This window comes from Streptomyces sp. YJ-C3 (assembly GCF_053891275.1).
On sequence record NZ_CM132685.1, the window covers coordinates 5,612,708 to 5,628,419 of the forward strand.

General features: G+C 72.5%; 15 protein-coding genes and 1 pseudogene. 4 read left to right on the forward strand and 12 right to left on the reverse strand.

Annotated elements, in window-relative coordinates:
* The first annotated feature begins 176 nt into the window (after positions 1-176).
* Entirely contained in the window at positions 177-770 is a 594-nt protein-coding gene (locus ACVHNB_RS25090; RefSeq protein WP_456225940.1) for a TetR/AcrR family transcriptional regulator, read from the forward strand.
* A gap of 9 nt (positions 771-779) precedes the next feature.
* Here ACVHNB_RS25090 and ACVHNB_RS25095 read toward each other — a convergent pair whose 3' ends face one another.
* The gene (locus tag ACVHNB_RS25095; RefSeq protein ID WP_428956411.1) at positions 780-1,562 is read right to left on the reverse strand and encodes a LysR family transcriptional regulator substrate-binding protein; all 783 of its coding nucleotides are present in this window, start codon (positions 1,560-1,562) and stop codon (positions 780-782) included.
* A 58-nt stretch (positions 1,563-1,620) separates the two neighbouring features.
* Between ACVHNB_RS25095 and ACVHNB_RS25100 the strand changes: the two genes are divergently transcribed.
* Complete coding sequence (locus tag ACVHNB_RS25100; protein WP_428956410.1) at positions 1,621-2,031, forward strand: DUF5997 family protein; 411 nt, start codon at positions 1,621-1,623, stop codon at positions 2,029-2,031.
* Positions 2,032-2,039: 8 nt separating this feature from the next.
* On the opposite strand, the gene ACVHNB_RS25105 is transcribed toward ACVHNB_RS25100, so the two are convergent.
* Both ACVHNB_RS25105 and ACVHNB_RS25110 read right to left on the reverse strand, forming a co-directional pair.
* Positions 2,040-3,260 (reverse strand): MFS transporter, encoded by a 1,221-nt coding sequence (locus ACVHNB_RS25105; RefSeq protein WP_456225941.1) that lies wholly within the window; start codon positions 3,258-3,260, stop codon positions 2,040-2,042.
* Positions 3,257-3,826 carry a helix-turn-helix domain-containing protein gene (locus ACVHNB_RS25110; protein ID WP_428956408.1) on the reverse strand — a complete coding sequence of 190 codons (570 nt, stop codon included), beginning with the start codon at positions 3,824-3,826 and terminating at the stop codon, positions 3,257-3,259. The genes ACVHNB_RS25105 and ACVHNB_RS25110 overlap by 4 nt, the downstream gene beginning before the upstream one ends.
* On the opposite strand from ACVHNB_RS25110, the gene ACVHNB_RS25115 reads away from it, so the two are divergent.
* Positions 3,825-4,346, forward strand: coding sequence for a GNAT family N-acetyltransferase (locus ACVHNB_RS25115; RefSeq protein WP_428956407.1), 522 nt, complete (start codon positions 3,825-3,827; stop codon positions 4,344-4,346). The genes ACVHNB_RS25110 and ACVHNB_RS25115 overlap by 2 nt on opposite strands.
* Positions 4,347-4,494: 148 nt before the next feature.
* Here ACVHNB_RS25115 and ACVHNB_RS25120 read toward each other — a convergent pair.
* The 8 genes and pseudogenes from ACVHNB_RS25120 to ACVHNB_RS25155 form a co-directional block, all read right to left on the reverse strand.
* A pseudogene (locus ACVHNB_RS25120) lies at positions 4,495-4,566 on the reverse strand (ANTAR domain-containing protein); the annotation flags it as partial.
* A 154-nt stretch (positions 4,567-4,720) separates the two neighbouring features.
* Positions 4,721-5,962, reverse strand: coding sequence for an MFS transporter (locus ACVHNB_RS25125; RefSeq protein WP_456225942.1), 1,242 nt, complete (start codon positions 5,960-5,962; stop codon positions 4,721-4,723).
* A complete protein-coding gene (locus ACVHNB_RS25130) occupies positions 5,946-6,470 on the reverse strand; it encodes a GNAT family N-acetyltransferase (protein WP_456225943.1) in 525 nt (174 codons plus the stop codon). Before ACVHNB_RS25130 ends, ACVHNB_RS25125 begins: the two co-directional genes overlap by 17 nt.
* Positions 6,467-7,630, reverse strand: a complete 1,164-nt coding sequence (locus ACVHNB_RS25135) for a type III PLP-dependent enzyme (RefSeq protein ID WP_456225944.1) — start codon at positions 7,628-7,630, stop codon at positions 6,467-6,469. Before ACVHNB_RS25135 ends, ACVHNB_RS25130 begins: the two co-directional genes overlap by 4 nt.
* Positions 7,627-8,943, reverse strand: coding sequence for a DUF6271 family protein (locus tag ACVHNB_RS25140; protein ID WP_456225945.1), 1,317 nt, complete (start codon positions 8,941-8,943; stop codon positions 7,627-7,629). Before ACVHNB_RS25140 ends, ACVHNB_RS25135 begins: the two co-directional genes overlap by 4 nt.
* Positions 8,925-10,007, reverse strand: coding sequence for a phytanoyl-CoA dioxygenase family protein (locus ACVHNB_RS25145; RefSeq protein WP_428956402.1), 1,083 nt, complete (start codon positions 10,005-10,007; stop codon positions 8,925-8,927). Before ACVHNB_RS25145 ends, ACVHNB_RS25140 begins: the two co-directional genes overlap by 19 nt.
* 552 nt (positions 10,008-10,559) lie before the next feature.
* Positions 10,560-11,033, reverse strand: a complete 474-nt coding sequence (locus tag ACVHNB_RS25150; protein ID WP_456225946.1) for an iron chaperone — start codon at positions 11,031-11,033, stop codon at positions 10,560-10,562.
* Between the two features lie 171 nt (positions 11,034-11,204).
* Positions 11,205-11,660, reverse strand: a complete 456-nt coding sequence (locus tag ACVHNB_RS25155; RefSeq protein ID WP_456228944.1) for a carboxymuconolactone decarboxylase family protein — start codon at positions 11,658-11,660, stop codon at positions 11,205-11,207.
* 224 nt (positions 11,661-11,884) lie between these two features.
* On the opposite strand from ACVHNB_RS25155, the gene ACVHNB_RS25160 reads away from it, so the two are divergent.
* On the forward strand, positions 11,885-14,365 hold the full coding sequence (locus ACVHNB_RS25160; protein WP_456225947.1) for an ATP-binding protein: 2,481 nt from the start codon (positions 11,885-11,887) through the stop codon (positions 14,363-14,365).
* Here the strand turns inward: ACVHNB_RS25160 and ACVHNB_RS25165 are convergent.
* The gene (locus tag ACVHNB_RS25165) at positions 14,355-15,413 is read right to left on the reverse strand and encodes a vWA domain-containing protein (RefSeq protein WP_428957737.1); all 1,059 of its coding nucleotides are present in this window, start codon (positions 15,411-15,413) and stop codon (positions 14,355-14,357) included. The genes ACVHNB_RS25160 and ACVHNB_RS25165 overlap by 11 nt on opposite strands.
* Between the last annotated feature and the right edge of the window lie 299 nt (positions 15,414-15,712).

The following is a 15,712-nucleotide window of genomic DNA, read 5'->3' on the forward strand; positions in this document are numbered from 1 at the left end:
GGAGAATCAGCGCTGTACGGAGGTGGGGGCGGGGGGACCGGCGTCGGCTCCGGACGCGGTCGCCGCTATGGTGGACGGAGCTGAAGCGGACACTTGTCCGCTCCATGGTCCACGAACGTAGTGGACAACTGTCCGGTCAGCAAGGACGTTTCCGAGCCACGGCCGAAGGAGGAGACGTGCGGCACCCGAAGAAGCAGGTCACGCTGCGTTCGGACGCGCAGCGCAATCGCGACCGCATCCTCGAGGTGGCCCTGGCCGAGCTGACGCACTCGGCGGACGCGCCGCTGAGCGTGATCGCGCGGAAGGCGGGCGTCGGACAGGGCACCTTCTACCGGAACTTCCCGAACCGGGAGGCGCTCGTGCTGGAGGTGTACCGGTACGAGGTGCAGCAGGTCGCCGAGACGGCGGCCCAGTTGCTGTGCACCCGAGCGCCCGAGGTGGCGCTGCGCGAGTGGATGGACCGGCTCGCCCAGTACGCGATGGCCAAGGCGGGGCTCGCGGACGCGCTGCGCGAGGCGACGACGGCCCGCGGCCAGCTCAAGAGCCTGGCGCACGGGCCGCTGACCGAGGCGGTCACGCTGCTGCTCACGGCGAACGAGCGGGCGGGCACCATCCGGCCGGGGGTCACCCCGGACGACTTCATGCTGGCGATCGCGGGGCTGTGGCTGGTCGACCCGCACAGCGACTGGCAGTCCCGCGCGGGACGCCTGCTCGATCTGGTGATGGACGGACTGCGGGCAGGAGCGCCTGGGCCGCCCCCGGGCGCGTAGCCGAGCGGGTCAGGACCGCTTGCGCGGCTTGCCGCGCTTGCCGCCCTGCTGCTTGCCGCCCTGCTTGGTGCCGGGCTTGGGACGGCCGCCGCCCCGTGCGGTGCGGTGCGCCGCGGGCGCCTTCCGGGCCCCGGTCGCGGCGGGCTTCTTCTTCTCCTGCGGGGGCTGGCTGCGGCCCCGGGAGCTGTTCACCGTCCGGCCCCGGACGATGCCGATGAAGTCCTCGACCTGCTCGGTGGTCCGCTCCTCGGGCCAGGCGAGCGCGACGTCCGATCCCGGCGCGTCCGTGACCGTGCGGTAGGTGAGGTCGCGGCGGTGGTGCAGCCGCGCCAGCGACTGCGGCACGACGAGCAGGCCCACGCCCGCGGCGACCAGCTCGACGGCGTCGGCCGTGGTGGCGGGGCGCTCGAACGCGGGCTGCCCGGGCGGGTTCTCCCAGTCCAGGACGTCGTCGAGGGGGTGCTGCACGATCTCGTCGGCGAGGTCGGCGAGGGTGACCTCCTCGACGGCGGCCACGACGTGGTCCTTGGGGACGATCACGACGGTGGTCTCGGTGTAGAGGGGGATGGCGCTGAAGAACGTACGGTCCACGGGCAGCCGTACGAGACCGGCGTCGGCGTCACCGCGCCGCAGCACGTCCGACACGTCGGCGGCGGCCACCGGGACGAGGGCGAGCGGGGTGCCGGGCAGGCGCTCGTTCCAGATCCGCACCCATTTGGCGGGGGTCGCTCCGGGAACGTACGCGAGCCGGAACGAAGGGGTCGCCGCGGGGTTCTCTTCCGTGCCTGTCACGCCGCAAGGCTACCCGTCGTGGTCGGAGCTCTCCTCCGCGCTGGATACCCTTGACCTCATGAGTTCGCACCAGAACGCCCAGACCATGAAGCCCGCCACGGCGGCGAAGAAGCTGGGCGTGTACCTCGAGGCCACGCCCGCCGAGTTCCGTGAGGGCGTCGTCTCGCGCAGTGAGCTGAGCGCGCTGCAGGCCGATCCGCCGCAGTGGCTGCGCGAGCTGCGCGAGAGCGGCCCGCACCCGCGTCCGGTGGTCGCGGAGAAGCTGGGCGTCTCCATCGCGGGTCTGGCCCGCGGTGGCGTCACCGAGCCGCTCACCACGGAGCAGATCGCCGCCCTCAAGGACGAGAACCCCGAGTGGCTGCAGAAGGAGCGGGCCACCCAGGCGGACGTCCGCAAGGAGAACGTCCGCGTCAAGAAGCTGCACGCCGAGCAGGCGGAGAAGCGGGCGGCGCGGGAGTCCCGGGACTGACCGACCCCTCACGAGGACGGCCGGGACGGATGCGTCCCGGCCGTTTTCCGTGTGCCGAGTCCCACGGTCCGTCGCTCGCCCGGGTCGCGGCGCAGCGCCAGGAGCCCGGCGAGAAGCAGCGCCCCGAGCACCGCGCCGGACGCCGCGGGCCAGCCGCCGGCCTCGATGAGGGGTGCGGCGAGGGCGGAGCCGACGACGCCGGCGAGGAAGTAGAGCAGCAGGTAGACGCCGCTGAGGCTGCCGCCGCGGCGCGGGTCGACGCCGAGGATGCGGGCCTGGTTGGCGGCCTGCGCGGTGAAGCAGCCCGCGTCGACGAGGGCCAGTCCCGCGGCGGTGACGGCGGGTGTGTCCAGGCCGGTGCAGAGCAGCGCGGCGCCGATGCCGGCCACGCCCATGCTCGCGCAGATCACCGCACGCGGCCCGAACCGGTCGCCGAGCCGTCCGGCGGCGGGCAGCGCGGCGAAGCCGAGGGCCCCGGCCAGGCTGTAGAGGCCGATGGCCGCGGCGTCGAGCGCGTACGGGGGTTGCGCGAGGCGCACGGTGAGCGCGACCCAGACGAGACTGAACGCGAAGTACCACAGGCTCCCGCTCACCACGGCGCGGCGCAGCGTCCGGTACCGGCGCAGCAGTCCGGGCAGTGCCGTCAGGGTCGCGAGATAGCTGCCGGTGGGCGTGGGCCGCTCCCCCGGCAGCCACAGCCACGCCCCGGCGGCGCACAGCAGGACGAGCCCGGCGAAGACGAGCAGCATGCCGCGCCAGCCGAGCGTGTCCGCGAGGGCGCCGCCGACGAGCCTGCTGAGCAGGATCCCGGCGGACATTCCGGCGGCCACGAGCGCGACGGCCGCCCCGCGCCGCTCCCCGGGCACGCCGCGCCCGGCGATCGTCGAGGCGCCCGCGCTGACGCTCGCGCCCGCGCCGACGACCGCGTACGCGACGAGCAGCGGGCCGAGTCCGTCCGCGGCGGACGCGAGCAGCAGGCCGGCGGCGAGCAGGGCGAGCTGGCCGGTGACGAGCCGGCGGGGCGCCGTGCGGTCGGCGAGCGGCAGCAGGAGGGCGAAGCCCGCGATGCAGCCGGCCAGCGCGGCGGTGGTGACGAGGCCGACGGCGGCGACGGACGTGCCGGTGTCGCGGGCGACGTCGCCCAGGGCGGGCTGCACGGCGTAGTTGTTGGCGAGGGCGATCCCGGCCGTGCAGGCGAGCAGCGCGACGCCACCGCGGCGCAGGCTCACGGCGCCTCGCCGCGGACCAGGACGACGGCGTAACGGCACTCCTGGTCGCTGGCGTTGACGAAGACGCACGGCGCGGGCCGTCCCAGCTCGACGGTGTCACCGGCGGCCAGCTCGTGCACCGTCTCGCCCTCGTGGAAGGTGAGCCGGCCGTCGATGACCCAGATGATCTGCCGGTGGAACGCGAACGCGGCGGCGGGGTACGGGACCCGGGCTCCGGCGGGCAGCCGGATCTCGGCCACTTCGGCCGGGAAGCCGGGGCCCGAGAGCTGCCGGCGCACGTAGCCGGTCTCCGGGTCGAGCCACCGGGGCGCCGCGTCGCCGCGCCGCACCCGGTCCGGGTCGGCCTCCGGGTCGAGCAGCGTGGCGACGCTCAGCCGGAACGCGGCCGACAGCTTGCCGAGGACCACGGCGGTCGGATTGCTCTCGCCCCGCTCGATCCGGTTGATCATCGCCCGTGAGACCCCGGACGCCTCGGCGAGCTCCGACAGGGTCCAGCGGCGCCGGTCCCGCTCGTCCCGGATGCGGGCGCCGATCCGCTCGACCAGGGGGTCTACGATGTTGGACATGAATCCACCATACGAGACGGGGATGCGGGCGGTGACGGTCCGCCCGGCACTCTCCCACGACCTGGACGCGGTCCTCGCCATCCGCAACCACGCCATCGAGCACGGGACGGCGCTGTGGACCGACACACCGCAGTCGCGTGACGAGGGTGCGGCCTGGCTCGGCGCGCACCTGGGCCGCGGCTCCGCGTACGTGGCCGAGCTCGACGGCGCGGTCGTCGGGTTCGGGGTGTACGGGCCCTGGAAGGACTACTCGGGGTTCCGGCACACGGTCGAGAACTCGGTGTACGTCGCCGACGGCCATCACGGGAACGGCATCGGGTCCGCCCTGCTCGCTGCCCTGGTCACGTCGGCCGGGGCGGCCGGCCTGCACGTCATGATCGCCGGGATCGAGGCGGGCAACGCGGCGTCGGTCCGGCTCCACGAGCGGCACGGCTTCGAGCACGCGGGCACGGTGCGCGAGGTCGGCACGAAGTTCGGCCGGTGGCTCGATCTGACGCTGATGCGGCTGCAGTTGAGCTGACCGCGGGCCATCCCGCCCGCACCAGCGTCGCGTGCAGCGCGCTCCGGGTGGTCTCGGGCAGCTGTCCGCCGTCCGTCCACTCCACGCTCTGCTCGGCGATCTCCCGGAGCTTGGTGTTGGTGTGCTGCGAGACCTCTTTCAGGACCTCCCAGCCCTGGTCCGGCTCGAGACGGCCGAGCACGATGACGACCCCGATCGCCTGATCGACGACGGCGTGCACCGGTGAACTCCCGTACCCGGTGCGCGGGGAACTGGAGCGACAGCGCGCCGGGCCGCGGCAGCGCGAGGGCGGGAACCCGGACGTCCGGGAAGCCCCGGGTGACGGGCGGACGGGCGGAGCCTGCCCGCCGCCCGCCGAGCAGCGACCGCGCGGATCACGCCGTGCCGCTGCCGGGCACCGCCTCGGCCCGCGGCTCCGCGGCGCCCTCCCGCGGGGCGTCCTGCCACCGGATGCGGGTGCCGCACAGGCAGACGACGGCCGCCGCGCCGGCGACGACGCCCAGCCCCCACACCAGACCGGCCCCGTCCGCGACAAAGCCGATGACCGGCGGTCCGGCCAGCAGACCGGTGGTGCCCATGGCGGCGACCACGGCAAGCGTGTCGGCGCCCTGCCGGGCCGCGGCCACGTACACGCAGGGGGTCACCGCCGCGATGCCCAGGCCGACGCAGGCGAAACCGATCAGCGCCGGGACGACGCCGCCGCCCAGCAGCGCGAAGGCGAGGCCCGCCGTGGCGAGCGCGCTGCCGGTCACGACGACTCTGCCGTCGCCCCAGCGGCCGCGCCAGCCGTCGGCGAAGAGCCGGGCGAGCAGCATCATGCCGGAGACCACGGCGATGCCGAGCGGCGCCAACGCGTGCGAGGCGCCTGCGACTTCCTGCATGTACAGCGTGGACCAGTCGTTCATGGCGCCTTCGGTGACGGTGCCGAACGCCATGGCCGCGCACATCCACAGCGTCAGCCGCGAGGGCATCGCCCATCTGCCCCGGCGCTTCTTCCCGCTCTTGTCCTCGGGCGCGGCGGCCGGCTCGTCGTCGGCGAGCAGTCCGGTCCTGGCGTACACGCCCAGGAGCACCAGCAGGGCCGCGGCGACGGCGAAGTGCCCGAGGAGGGAGGACGTGAGGGCGCTCATCCGTGAGGCGAGCAGCGCCGCGAGCAGCGAGCCGCCGCTGAACGTGGCGTGCAGGCGGGCCATCGTGGTCCGCTCGAACCGGGCTTCCAGAGCGGCGCCCTGGGCGTTCATGGCGACGTTGAGACAGCCCACGAGGACGCCGTCGACGCCCAGCACGAGCAGCGCGAGCGGGTAGTTGGGGACCTCGGCCAGCGCGAGGAGCAGCGCGGCGAGGCCGAGCGCCGACAGCAGGGCGAGCCGCCGCGAGCCGAGCCGCCGCATCAGCGGGTCCACGAGCGGGAACGAGACGACCGCGCCGATCCCCGCGGCCATCAGGAGCACGCCGACCTGGGCCGGGGTGAGGCCGAGGTCGGCCTTCAGCGCGGGGATGCGCGCGGCCCAGGTGGCGTACTGGAAGCCGAGGGAGCAGAACAGCGCGGCGACGGCCCGCTGGTGGCGTCGGAAGGGGTCGCGGGGGCCGGGGGCGGCATCAGGGATAGGGGACACGCACACCACTCACTTCGAGGGACAGGGACATGTAGACGGCGTTCGCGCCGTACTCGCCAGGGGTCACGACCCCGGGATGCGGGGTGAACCCGCGCGCCGACCAGAACGCTTCGGTCCCGCCGACGGAGACGAGGGACACGTGGTCGTACGCGTGGGAGCGCGCGGCCGTGAAGAGGTGCCGCAGGAGCTTGCGGGCGAGGCCCCGGCGCCGCAGTTCCGGCGCGATCACGAGGTCGTGGAGGTGCAGGTTGCGGGTCGGCGCGGTGGCCCGGCCGGCTCGCCCCAGGCCCGGGTAGGCGCCGTGCGGGTAGGGCAACGCCAGTGCGTAGCCGCCGAGTCGACTGCCGAGGTGCAGGGCGAAACAGGTGTCGGGCGAGGTGTCCCGCCGGGCGCGCAGGGCGGCCTGGCCCTCCGTCAGGCCGAGCCGGGTGTACGCGCGGGCCTCCAGGGCGGCGATGGCGGTCCAGTCGCGCTCGGCGATGCCGCGGATGCGGACGGCGTCGTTCATCGCGCGCCGCCGACGCAGGTGTGCGGGAGCGGGGCGAAGCCGTTGAAGCCGCGCGTCATGTAGCTGGCCGCGTAGGCGCCGCTGGCCAGCACCCACACGGGGTCGCCGGACCTGAGGTCCGCCGGCACGAGCACCGGGGCGGGGAAGGCGTCGTCGCTGTCGCAGGTGGGTCCGGCCACCCGGGCGGGCACCCGGTCCGCGTCGGGGTGCGTGGGGAAGACGAGCGGGTACTGCAGGGCGTCCGTCTCGTACAGGCCGTTGAACCGTCCGGCGCTCAGGTACAGCCAGCGCCGGTACGTGCCGTCGGGCCCGCGGCGCCGGGTCGTACGGACCACATGGGCGCGGACGGCGCCGTGCTCGGCGACGAGGTGGCGGCCCGGCTCCACGACGAAGTCGAGAGGGCCGCCGTGCAGGTCCCTGAGGTGCTGCATGCCGTCGCGGAGCACGGCGAAGATCTTGTCCAGGGGCGGGTCGAGGGGCGTGCCGTACCGGTCGGTGTACCCGCGTGCGGGCAGGCCGCCGCCGAGGTTGACGTGATCGAGGACCACGCCGCGTCGGCGCAGCGCCTCCAGGGTCTGCGCGAGGTCGGCGAACGCGTCCTGCCAGGCGTCCGCCGTCATCTGCTGCGACCCCACGTGCACGGACAGGCCCGCGGGGGTCAGCCCCGCCTCCCGGGCCGCGAGGAGGACGTCGACCGCGTCGGCGGGGGCGCACCCGAACTTGTCGCTCAGGCCCCACAGCGCCCCGTCGCCCGTGGTCGCGAGCCGGCAGAAGACGCGAGCTCCGGGGGCGTGCGCCGCGACGGCCCGGACGTCCTCGACGCTGTCGGTGGCGTAGTCGCGTACGCCCGAGCGGTGGGCGTGCGCGATGCTCCGGTCGGACTTCACGGTGTTGCCGTAGTGGATCCGCTCGACGGGGACACCGGCCCGGACCGCCTGGGCGATCTCTTCGGGTCCGGCCGCGTCGACGCCGATGCCGCGCCGCGCGAGATACCGGAGGACCTCGTCCACCGGGCAGGCCTTCAGGGCGAACCGCACGTGTACGCCCGGGAGTTCGCGCCGCAGTTCGGCGCAGCTCGCGCCGATGCCGTCGAGGTCGTAGACGAGCCGGTCCTCCGTGGCGGCGGCCAGTGCGTCGCGGAGCGGTCCCGTGGCCGTCATCGGGTCGGCTCCGCGCCGGGCACGGGGGTGGTGCGGGCCGCGTGGACCAGCGCCTCCCAGGACTCCGTCAGCAGGGCGAAGTCCTCCATGTCGCGGCGCGCCTCGTCGAGCAGCCGCTCGCGTCGCGCCGCGAGATGGTCGGCCAACTCGACATATCTGTGGCCGAGTTGCCGGTAGGAGGCGTCGAGGACGTCGAGCCGTCGGATGTTCTCCGTCCGGTCGAGCGTGGTGCTCTCGCGGACGAGAGCGGCGACGGCATCGGCCCGCACCTGCCCCCGGTCGTCCAGGAGCGCCGGACCGGCCTCGGCCATCCGCTCGTAGACGTGGTGCAGGTACAGCATCGACAGCAGGAACTTCGCGAAGCGCGTCTGGTACGCGAGGAATCCGGGGCCGGTTCTGCGTTCGGCGGTGTGGAAGTTGACGATGTCGCGGTTGTGCAGGACGCCCGGCAGCCCGGCGTCGTGCACGAGGTGGATGAGGAAGTAGTCGCTGCCGATCGTGTCGGTGGCGGGCGGCAGCGGCACGCGTTCGTGCACGTCGTGGAAGGCGATGTTGCACATGTCGACGCGCATGGGGTCGACGAGGGTGAGCAGCGACCGGTCGTGGGTGAACGGTTCGGTCCCGGCGCCGAGGAACGACTCGGCCGCGAGGTCCGCGCGCTGCTCGGCCGACCAGTGTCCGGGCGCCCACAGGCCGATGATCTCGGTGTACAGGTCGGGGCGCAGGGCCTGTATCTCGGCGACGTCCACGGAGAGTTCACCGACGAACGACGCGCCGACCATCGCCACCCGCCGGTCCCGGTGCGCGACGGCCAGGGCGGTCTCGTCGACCGACGCGGCGGCGTCGGCGGCCCTGCGTCCGAGGCTGCGCAGTTCGTGGTGCACGGGGAAGACGGGGCGGCCCTCGACGCTCTGGTAGCGGCTGTCCGAGTCCCTGCGGTGGACGGAGTCGCAGCCGAGCGCGGCCGAGAGCAGGAACGCCCGGTTGGTGCAGGCCCCGTAGGAGACGCGGTCCGGAAGCATCAGGTCGAGCAACAGCTCGGGCTTGGGGGTGTCGGCACGGGCGATGACCCGGCGAAGGAAGTCGCGCTGCCGCGCCTCGTCGAGGTGGTGGACGGCGATCCGCGGATCGGCGGGCAGGTGGCCCAGGACCTCGCGGTGCCGCTCGCGCACGGCCGCGTCGCAGGAGTCCAGGACCAGCAGCCGCACCTCGGCGTCGAACGTCTCCGCGGCGTACGCCGCTTCGTCGCCGAGGGCCCAAAGGGTGTCGGTGCAGGGCCTGTTGGTCGGCAGGGTCAGACAGATACGGGGCACGACGCCTCCTCCGCGGCCTCGCCCTCGCGCGGTTCGCGCCCGCCCCACGACTCCAGGCCGAGGAGCCTGGCGCCCAGGTCGGTGAGGTCGGCCGGGCCGTACCGGAGCGATTCGGGGCGGACCGCGTCGCCGAGCAGGGTCGGGTTCCAGTCCGGGGTGCTGAGGGTGCGCCAGGAGTCCACGCGGGAGCGGCGCAGCGTCTCGTGGGTCTCCAGGGCGGGCATCATCGACAGGTACTGGACGGCCCGGACGCTCGCGTCGGAGGTGTTGGGCGCGACGCCGTGCGCCAGCATGCCGTTGAAGATGAGCAGGTCACCGGCCGCCAACTCCGGCCGCACCACGGGCATTTCGTCGCGGTCGATGCGGGGCCGGATGGGGTCCCGGTCCGCCGGCTGGAGGGCGGCCCATCGGTCGAAGCGCCGGAACAGCTCGGGGCAGCACTGGAATCCGCCGGTCTCGGCGCTGGTGTCGTTCAGCGCGATGATCCCCTGCACGCGCTGCGGCAGCACGCTGGAGGTGGTGTCGACGTCCCAGTGGAGCTCGATGTCGAAGCCCTGCTCCGTGGGCGCGATCAGTTCGCGGGAGCGGTTCTTGATGTTGGGCGGGTTGAGGTTGAGCCGGTCGAGGGTGACCCACAGTTCCTCGCTGTCCCATACGTCGACGAACGCGTCGTAGACACGTGGGGACTGGCGGCTGTTCCACAGGAGCTGGTGGTGGTACGCCTCCACGAAGCCGTAGACGTGCAGGTCCCGGTCGAGGTCCGTCCGGAACTCCCGCTCCTGGTACCAGGTGTCGGGCCGGTCGGGATCGATGCCCTGGAACTCCCAGGTGAAGTCGAGGAGTTGACGGGCGGCCGCGGCGGGTATCGCCTGCTTCACCACGACGTAGCCGTAGGTCTGCCAGAAGGCGAAGTCCTCCGGCGAGAGCACTCTGAGCGGCCGCTTCTTGTCCAGGTGGCGCAGCTGGGTCTGGGCGAGGTAGGTCTCGCCGTCCGCGCTGAGGTAGGGGACCTCGCCGGCGGCGCGGTGGAGGTAGGGGGCGGGGGGTGTCGTGCGGTGTTCCAAGGCTCGATCCTTCGGTGCAACCGCGTCGACCGTCGGGCCGACAGGTACTGGAGTGCGGTTCTGAGGCTGGTGAGGCCTGAGTGATGCGAGTGGATGCCTGCTGGATGAACTGGTGCTGTGGAGTGGGGTGGTGGCGGGTGATGTCGCACGGAGGGCGACCGGTGGCCGCCCCCGGGGAAGGCTCCCGGGGGCGGCGGTCCAGGGCGGTCGGGACGGAGCGCTGAACGCGTCCGTCGGCGAACCGGCGTGCCCTCAATTTGGACTAGACCAACGGAGGCTGTCAACACCGGACGTGACCGCGCCGCCACCGTGGCCGCCACGACACCCGCACGTCATTCGGCCTTCCGACCTGCGTCAACTCGGCACTTGACGCGACGGGTTGGGCGGGTGGATGTTAGTGGTCTACACCACGAGGACAGCCCCTCGGGATGTGCGGCCGGCTCTTCGCCGCGCATCCAGAGGGGCTGTCCCGGAGGGCTGTCTCGTTGTTGGGTCTCTCGGTGCAATGGGTGTCTGGGCGCCGGGCGCCATGGTGCGGTGCAGGGGCGCGGCTCAGCTCACCGCGCTCTTCAGCAGGTCGACGATCCTCGCCTCGTCCTGGGCGGTCAGTCCCGTCAGGGCGTAGGACGTCGGCCACATGGTGCCCTCGTCGAGCTGTGCCTGGTCGCTGAAGCCGAGCGTCGCGTACCGGGCGTTGAACTTCGCCGCGCACTGGAAGAAGCAGACGACCTTGCCGTTCCTGGCGTACGCGGGCATCCCGTACCAGAGCTTCGGCGCGAGCTCCGGCGCGTTCTCCTTGACCAGGGCGTGGAGCCGCTCGGCCGTGCCCCGGTCCGGCTCGGCCATCTCGGCGATCTTCGCGATCACGGCGGCCTCGTCCTGTGCCGCCTTGTCGGCGCGCGATCCACGGCGCGCCGATGTCTTCAGCTCCTGGGCGCGCTGCTTCATCGCGGCGCGCTCCTCGTCGGTGAAGCCGTCGTACGAGCCGGCGGCCGTGGCGGTCTTCTCGGCGGTGTTCTTCGTCATGGTGGTTCCCTTTCGCGTACGCGGATCCAGATGGTCCAGCGGGCCTGGCGGATCTAGCGGATCTAGCGGATCTGCAAGTGGCATGGGCTTGGAGGAGTTGGTCGGGTGCTCGGTCCGGGGCGGGGCCGGGTCCCGGAGGCCGGGGCCGGGGGCCGGAGGGGGCGGCTGCTGTCAGCCCCAGGCGCCGACGATCTGGCGGGTCGTGGCGTTGAGGCGGTTGAACAGGTTGGTGACGCCGATCATCAGGACGAGCGCGGCCAGTTGCTTCTCGTCGAAGTGGGTGGCGGCCGCGTCCCAGATGTCGTCGCTCACCGCGTCGGGACGGTCGGCCAGCCGCGTCGCGGCCTCGGCGAGCGCGAGCGCCGCGCGCTCCGGCTCGGTGAAGTACGGGGCCTCGCGCCAGGCGGCGATCGCGGCGAGCCGCTCGTCGCTCACCCCGGCCTTGCGGGCCGTCTTCGCGCCGCCGTCGACACAGGCGCTGCAGCCGTTGATCTGGCTGACCCGCAGATGGACCAGTTCCAGCGTCTGCCCCTCGACCCCGCCGGCGTGCACGGCCTTGAAGAGCTGCTGGATGGAGGACATCGCGTCCGGCAGGACGGCGGCGGGGTTCTGCATGCGGGACTGCATCTGCATCGCGGTTCGCTCCTCGTTGCGGGAAGGTGCCCCGTTTCCGTCGGGGCGTGAGTCCATATCAGCCGGATCCGCTCGCCCCGACCACGGCGGTGGGACACCGTGGGACAGGTGAAACAGCCTTGAGCAGCGGCGACTTGGCCAGGTAGTTTTCCGTCGGGGCGGGACACGGGGCACCGCATGAACGGCGGGGCCCTCTGATGGAACGGCGGGGGCAGCTGGTGGACGGACAAGAGAAGCACCGGACAGCGCAGGCCGACCCGGTCGTCGAGCTGGCCGACCGGCTGCGCCGGATCCAGGACCTGTCCGGGCTCGGCGTGCGGGCCCTCGCACGGGACGCCGGGCTCAGCTCCTCGTCGCTGTCGCGCTATCTGGGCGGGCAGACCGTGCCTCCCTGGCCCGCGGTGATCGCCTTGTGCCGCCTGGTGAAGCGTGATCCCCGTCCCCTGCGCCCGCTGTGGGAGCGGTGTTCCAGTCCGCTGCCCGCGCCGCCGAAGTCCAGCCGTCTGGTACGGCCGAGGCCGCGCAACGATCTGCCGCGCGACGCGGCCGACTTCACCGGGCGCGAAGCGGAGCTCGCCGCCGTGCTCAGCGCGGTGGACAGCCATCGGGTCGTCGCCGTCGACGGCATGGCCGGGGTCGGCAAGACCTGTCTGGCGATGCACGCCGCCCACCGGCTCGCCGCCGACTACCCGGACGCCCAGCTCTATGTGGACCTGCACGGATTCACCGAGGGCCGGGAACCGCTGGACCCCGAATCCGCGCTGCGCATGCTGCTCGGCGCGCTCGACGTCCCGTCCGAGAAGGTCCCGCGCGAGGGCGTCGAGCAGCTCGCCGCGTGCTGGCGCTCCGAGCTGGCCGGCCGCCGGGTCCTCGTGGTCCTCGACAACGCGGCCGACGCCGACCAGGTCCGCCCGCTGCTGCCCGGCGCCGGAGCGTCCGTCGCCCTGATCACCAGCCGCAACCGCCTCCTGGGTCTGGACGAGGTGCCCCCGGTCTCCCTCGACGTGCTCAGTCCGCGGGAGAGCGCGGACCTGCTGGCCCGGGCCAGCGGTGAGAGCGCCAACCCGGACAGCCGGCTGGTCCGGGATCCGGAGGCCGCCGCCGAGGTGCTGCGCCTGTGCGGGCATCTGCCGCTCGCCCTCCGGCTGGCCGCGGCCCGGCTGCGGCACCGGCCGGGCTGGACCGTGGGCATCCTCGCCGAGCGGATGGCCGAGGGGGCGAGCGATTTCGACGCCGAGTTCAGCGCCGCTTTCGCCATGTCCGTACGGCAGTTGGACCGGGCCCGGGCCCGCCTCTTCCGGATGCTGGGCCTGCTGCCCGGCGGATCCTTCGACGAGTACCTGGCGGCGGCTCTCGTGGACGTGCCGCTGGGCAGCGCGCGGACGATGCTGGAGGACCTGGTCGACGCGCACCTGGTCCAGCAGCCGACGCCCGGCCGCTACCGGCTGCACGACCTGGTCCGTCAGCATGCCCGCCGGGCCGGAGCGGAACAGGACTCGGCGGCCGAGCGGGAGCGGGCGCTGGGCCGCTTCCTCGACTACTACGTGCACGCGGCGGCCGCCGCGGACGCCGCGATGCCCTTCCTGTCCCCCGCCCTGCCGCCCTCCGCGGGCCTGCCCCCGGCCGCGCTGCCGCGGTTCCCGGACAAGAACGCGGCGCTCGCCTGGCTCGTCACGGAGTACGCGAACGTCGTGGCGGCCTTCGAGACGGCGGCCGCCGTCGGCGCCGACGCGCACGTCCGCGAACTGCCCCGCTTCCTGCGTGCGTACTTCGCGCGCCGCTGCGGCACGACGCACCTCAACGCCCTGTTCGAGCGTTCGGTGGCGGCCGCGGAACGCCTGGGCGACCCGCTTCACCTGGCGCTCGCATACTGCGACTTGGGTTTCGCACGCTACAACGCGGGACGGACGACGGAGGCGGAAGCCGCGTACGAGACGGCACAGTCCTGGCTGTCACAGTCCGACGACCTGACCACTGAGGCCGAACTCGCCCTGCGTCGGGGTTACTTGAAGTGGGACGAGGGAGACACCGAGGAGCCGCTCGAGCTCTTCGGCCTGGCAGGCAAGCTGTACGAGCAGGCCGGCAGTCCGGCGGGCTCGGCCCACGCTGCCGCGGCGGAGGCCTGGGCGATGCTGCAGCTGGGCCGACATGAGGAGGCCGCGCAACGGGCCCGTGAGGTAATGGAATTTCCCCACGCCGACCCCGCGTGGCCGCCCACGCTGACGGCCCGGATCACGCTCGGCGTCGCCATCGCCGACGAGGAGCCCGACGCGGCGGCGCGCCACCTCGATCAGGCACTGGCGCTGGCCCGCGAGGACGGCCACCTCAACAACGAAGCCTGGTGCCTCAACTGCCTGGGCGTCGCGCTGCGCCGCATGGGCCGCTACGACGAGGCCCTGACCCGCCACCGCGAGGCGTTCGCCCTGCTGGACGAACTGTTCGAGGAGCACTGGAAGGTGCGGTTCCTCAACGGCTACGCCGAGACCTGCCGCCTCGCGGACCTCCCCGACGAGGCCCTGCGTCTGCACCGCCGCACCCTGGAACTGGCCCCGCCCCTGGGATACCGGCTGGAGGAGGCGCTGGCCCACGAGGGCCTCGCGCTCCTCCTCGACCCGACCGACCCGACGGCTGCCGACCAGCACCGGGAGGCGGGGCGGGCCCTACGCGAGGGCTTTCCTCCCCTCGAATTCAGAGCATGATGAGCAGCCGCGTATTCGGCTTGAGTTTCCTGTTCACCGAACGGCTCTGCACGTACACCTCCAACTTCGGATTGTTCCCCGCCTTCACGGAGACGGTTCCCTGCACCCCCGTACCGAACAGAAGACTGCGCGCCGCATCACCCGTATAAGCGCGGTCGGTGTCCTTCTCGACCACGATGACTTCCTTGTTCTGCTGGACCTGAGCTCTGGCACCCAACTGGTAGTAGCAAGCGCCCCGTTCGTAGGCCACGCCCGGATGCGAATTCACGAAGGGGCGGATCTCGATCTCCTTGTCGACCTTGAGAAGCCGGTACCTGTCGGCCGGAATCGGTTCGAGATTCGCCCGCACCTCGTCGACGGATATGTCCTGACCGACGGCGAAGAGATTCTTCGTGCCGCGCACGCCCTGCTCCCGTCCGCGGAGGAAGCTGGTGGCGGCGGCGCGCACGGTGCCGATCGCCTCCTCGACGCCCTGCTGGGAATCCGCGTCCCAGATGGCGATGTTCCCCGCGGGGAAGCCGTAGTTCTGGGCGGTGCGCTTGGCCAGGGAGTTCGGCACGAGGATCGCCGACGTCCAGTGGACCGGCAGCCCGTTCATCTTCGCCGTGATCCGGTCGAGCCAGGGGCCGAGGATGGTCATGTCACCGTCGTGCCGTACGTCGCCGCCGGAGGCGTTCTCCTCGCCGTCCGTCACGACGATCTGGAGGAAACTGTGCTCACCGTATTCCTCCCAGATGTGCCCCAGGTCGTCCAGGGACTTCACGGAGGCTTCTATCAGTGCCGTGGCGCCATTGCGCACCTGGTACAGCCCCCGCATGGAAGGAAGGTGCTTCACGTCCATGTCCCAGACCAGGTTCTCCACCTTGTGGTCGAAGGAATAGAGGCTGATCCGGGTCTCGTGACCGAGGCTGTCCGACTCGGCTTTCAGGCCGGCCACGAACTCGTCCACCACGCGGATGAGCTGACTCTGGTGCGGACGCATCGAACCCGAACAGTCCACTACCAGCGCGACGTGATTCACCTTGTGCTGAATCCTGTTTGCAGACACGTCTGTGCTCCCCCTCCGGCGTTCCCCGAGTGATGTATTCACTCTATGGGGAGGCACTGACAATGGCCTTTGACGCTCGATCACCTGCAAGCGTCGAGGGCCGTGCCTGGTATCGGCCGAGTCGCCGCCGGTGACGACGTTTGGCTACAACCGCCCGTGACCGCGCCGCGGTGGACCCGGGCTCCCTCGTCAGGAACCGGCGAGAAAGGACAGCCGAACCTTCCGCTCAGGGTTGTCCCGGTTCGTGTCCGCGAATCTCCGTTAAGACAACCCCCAGGCTATCCCGGGCATGGCGGGGA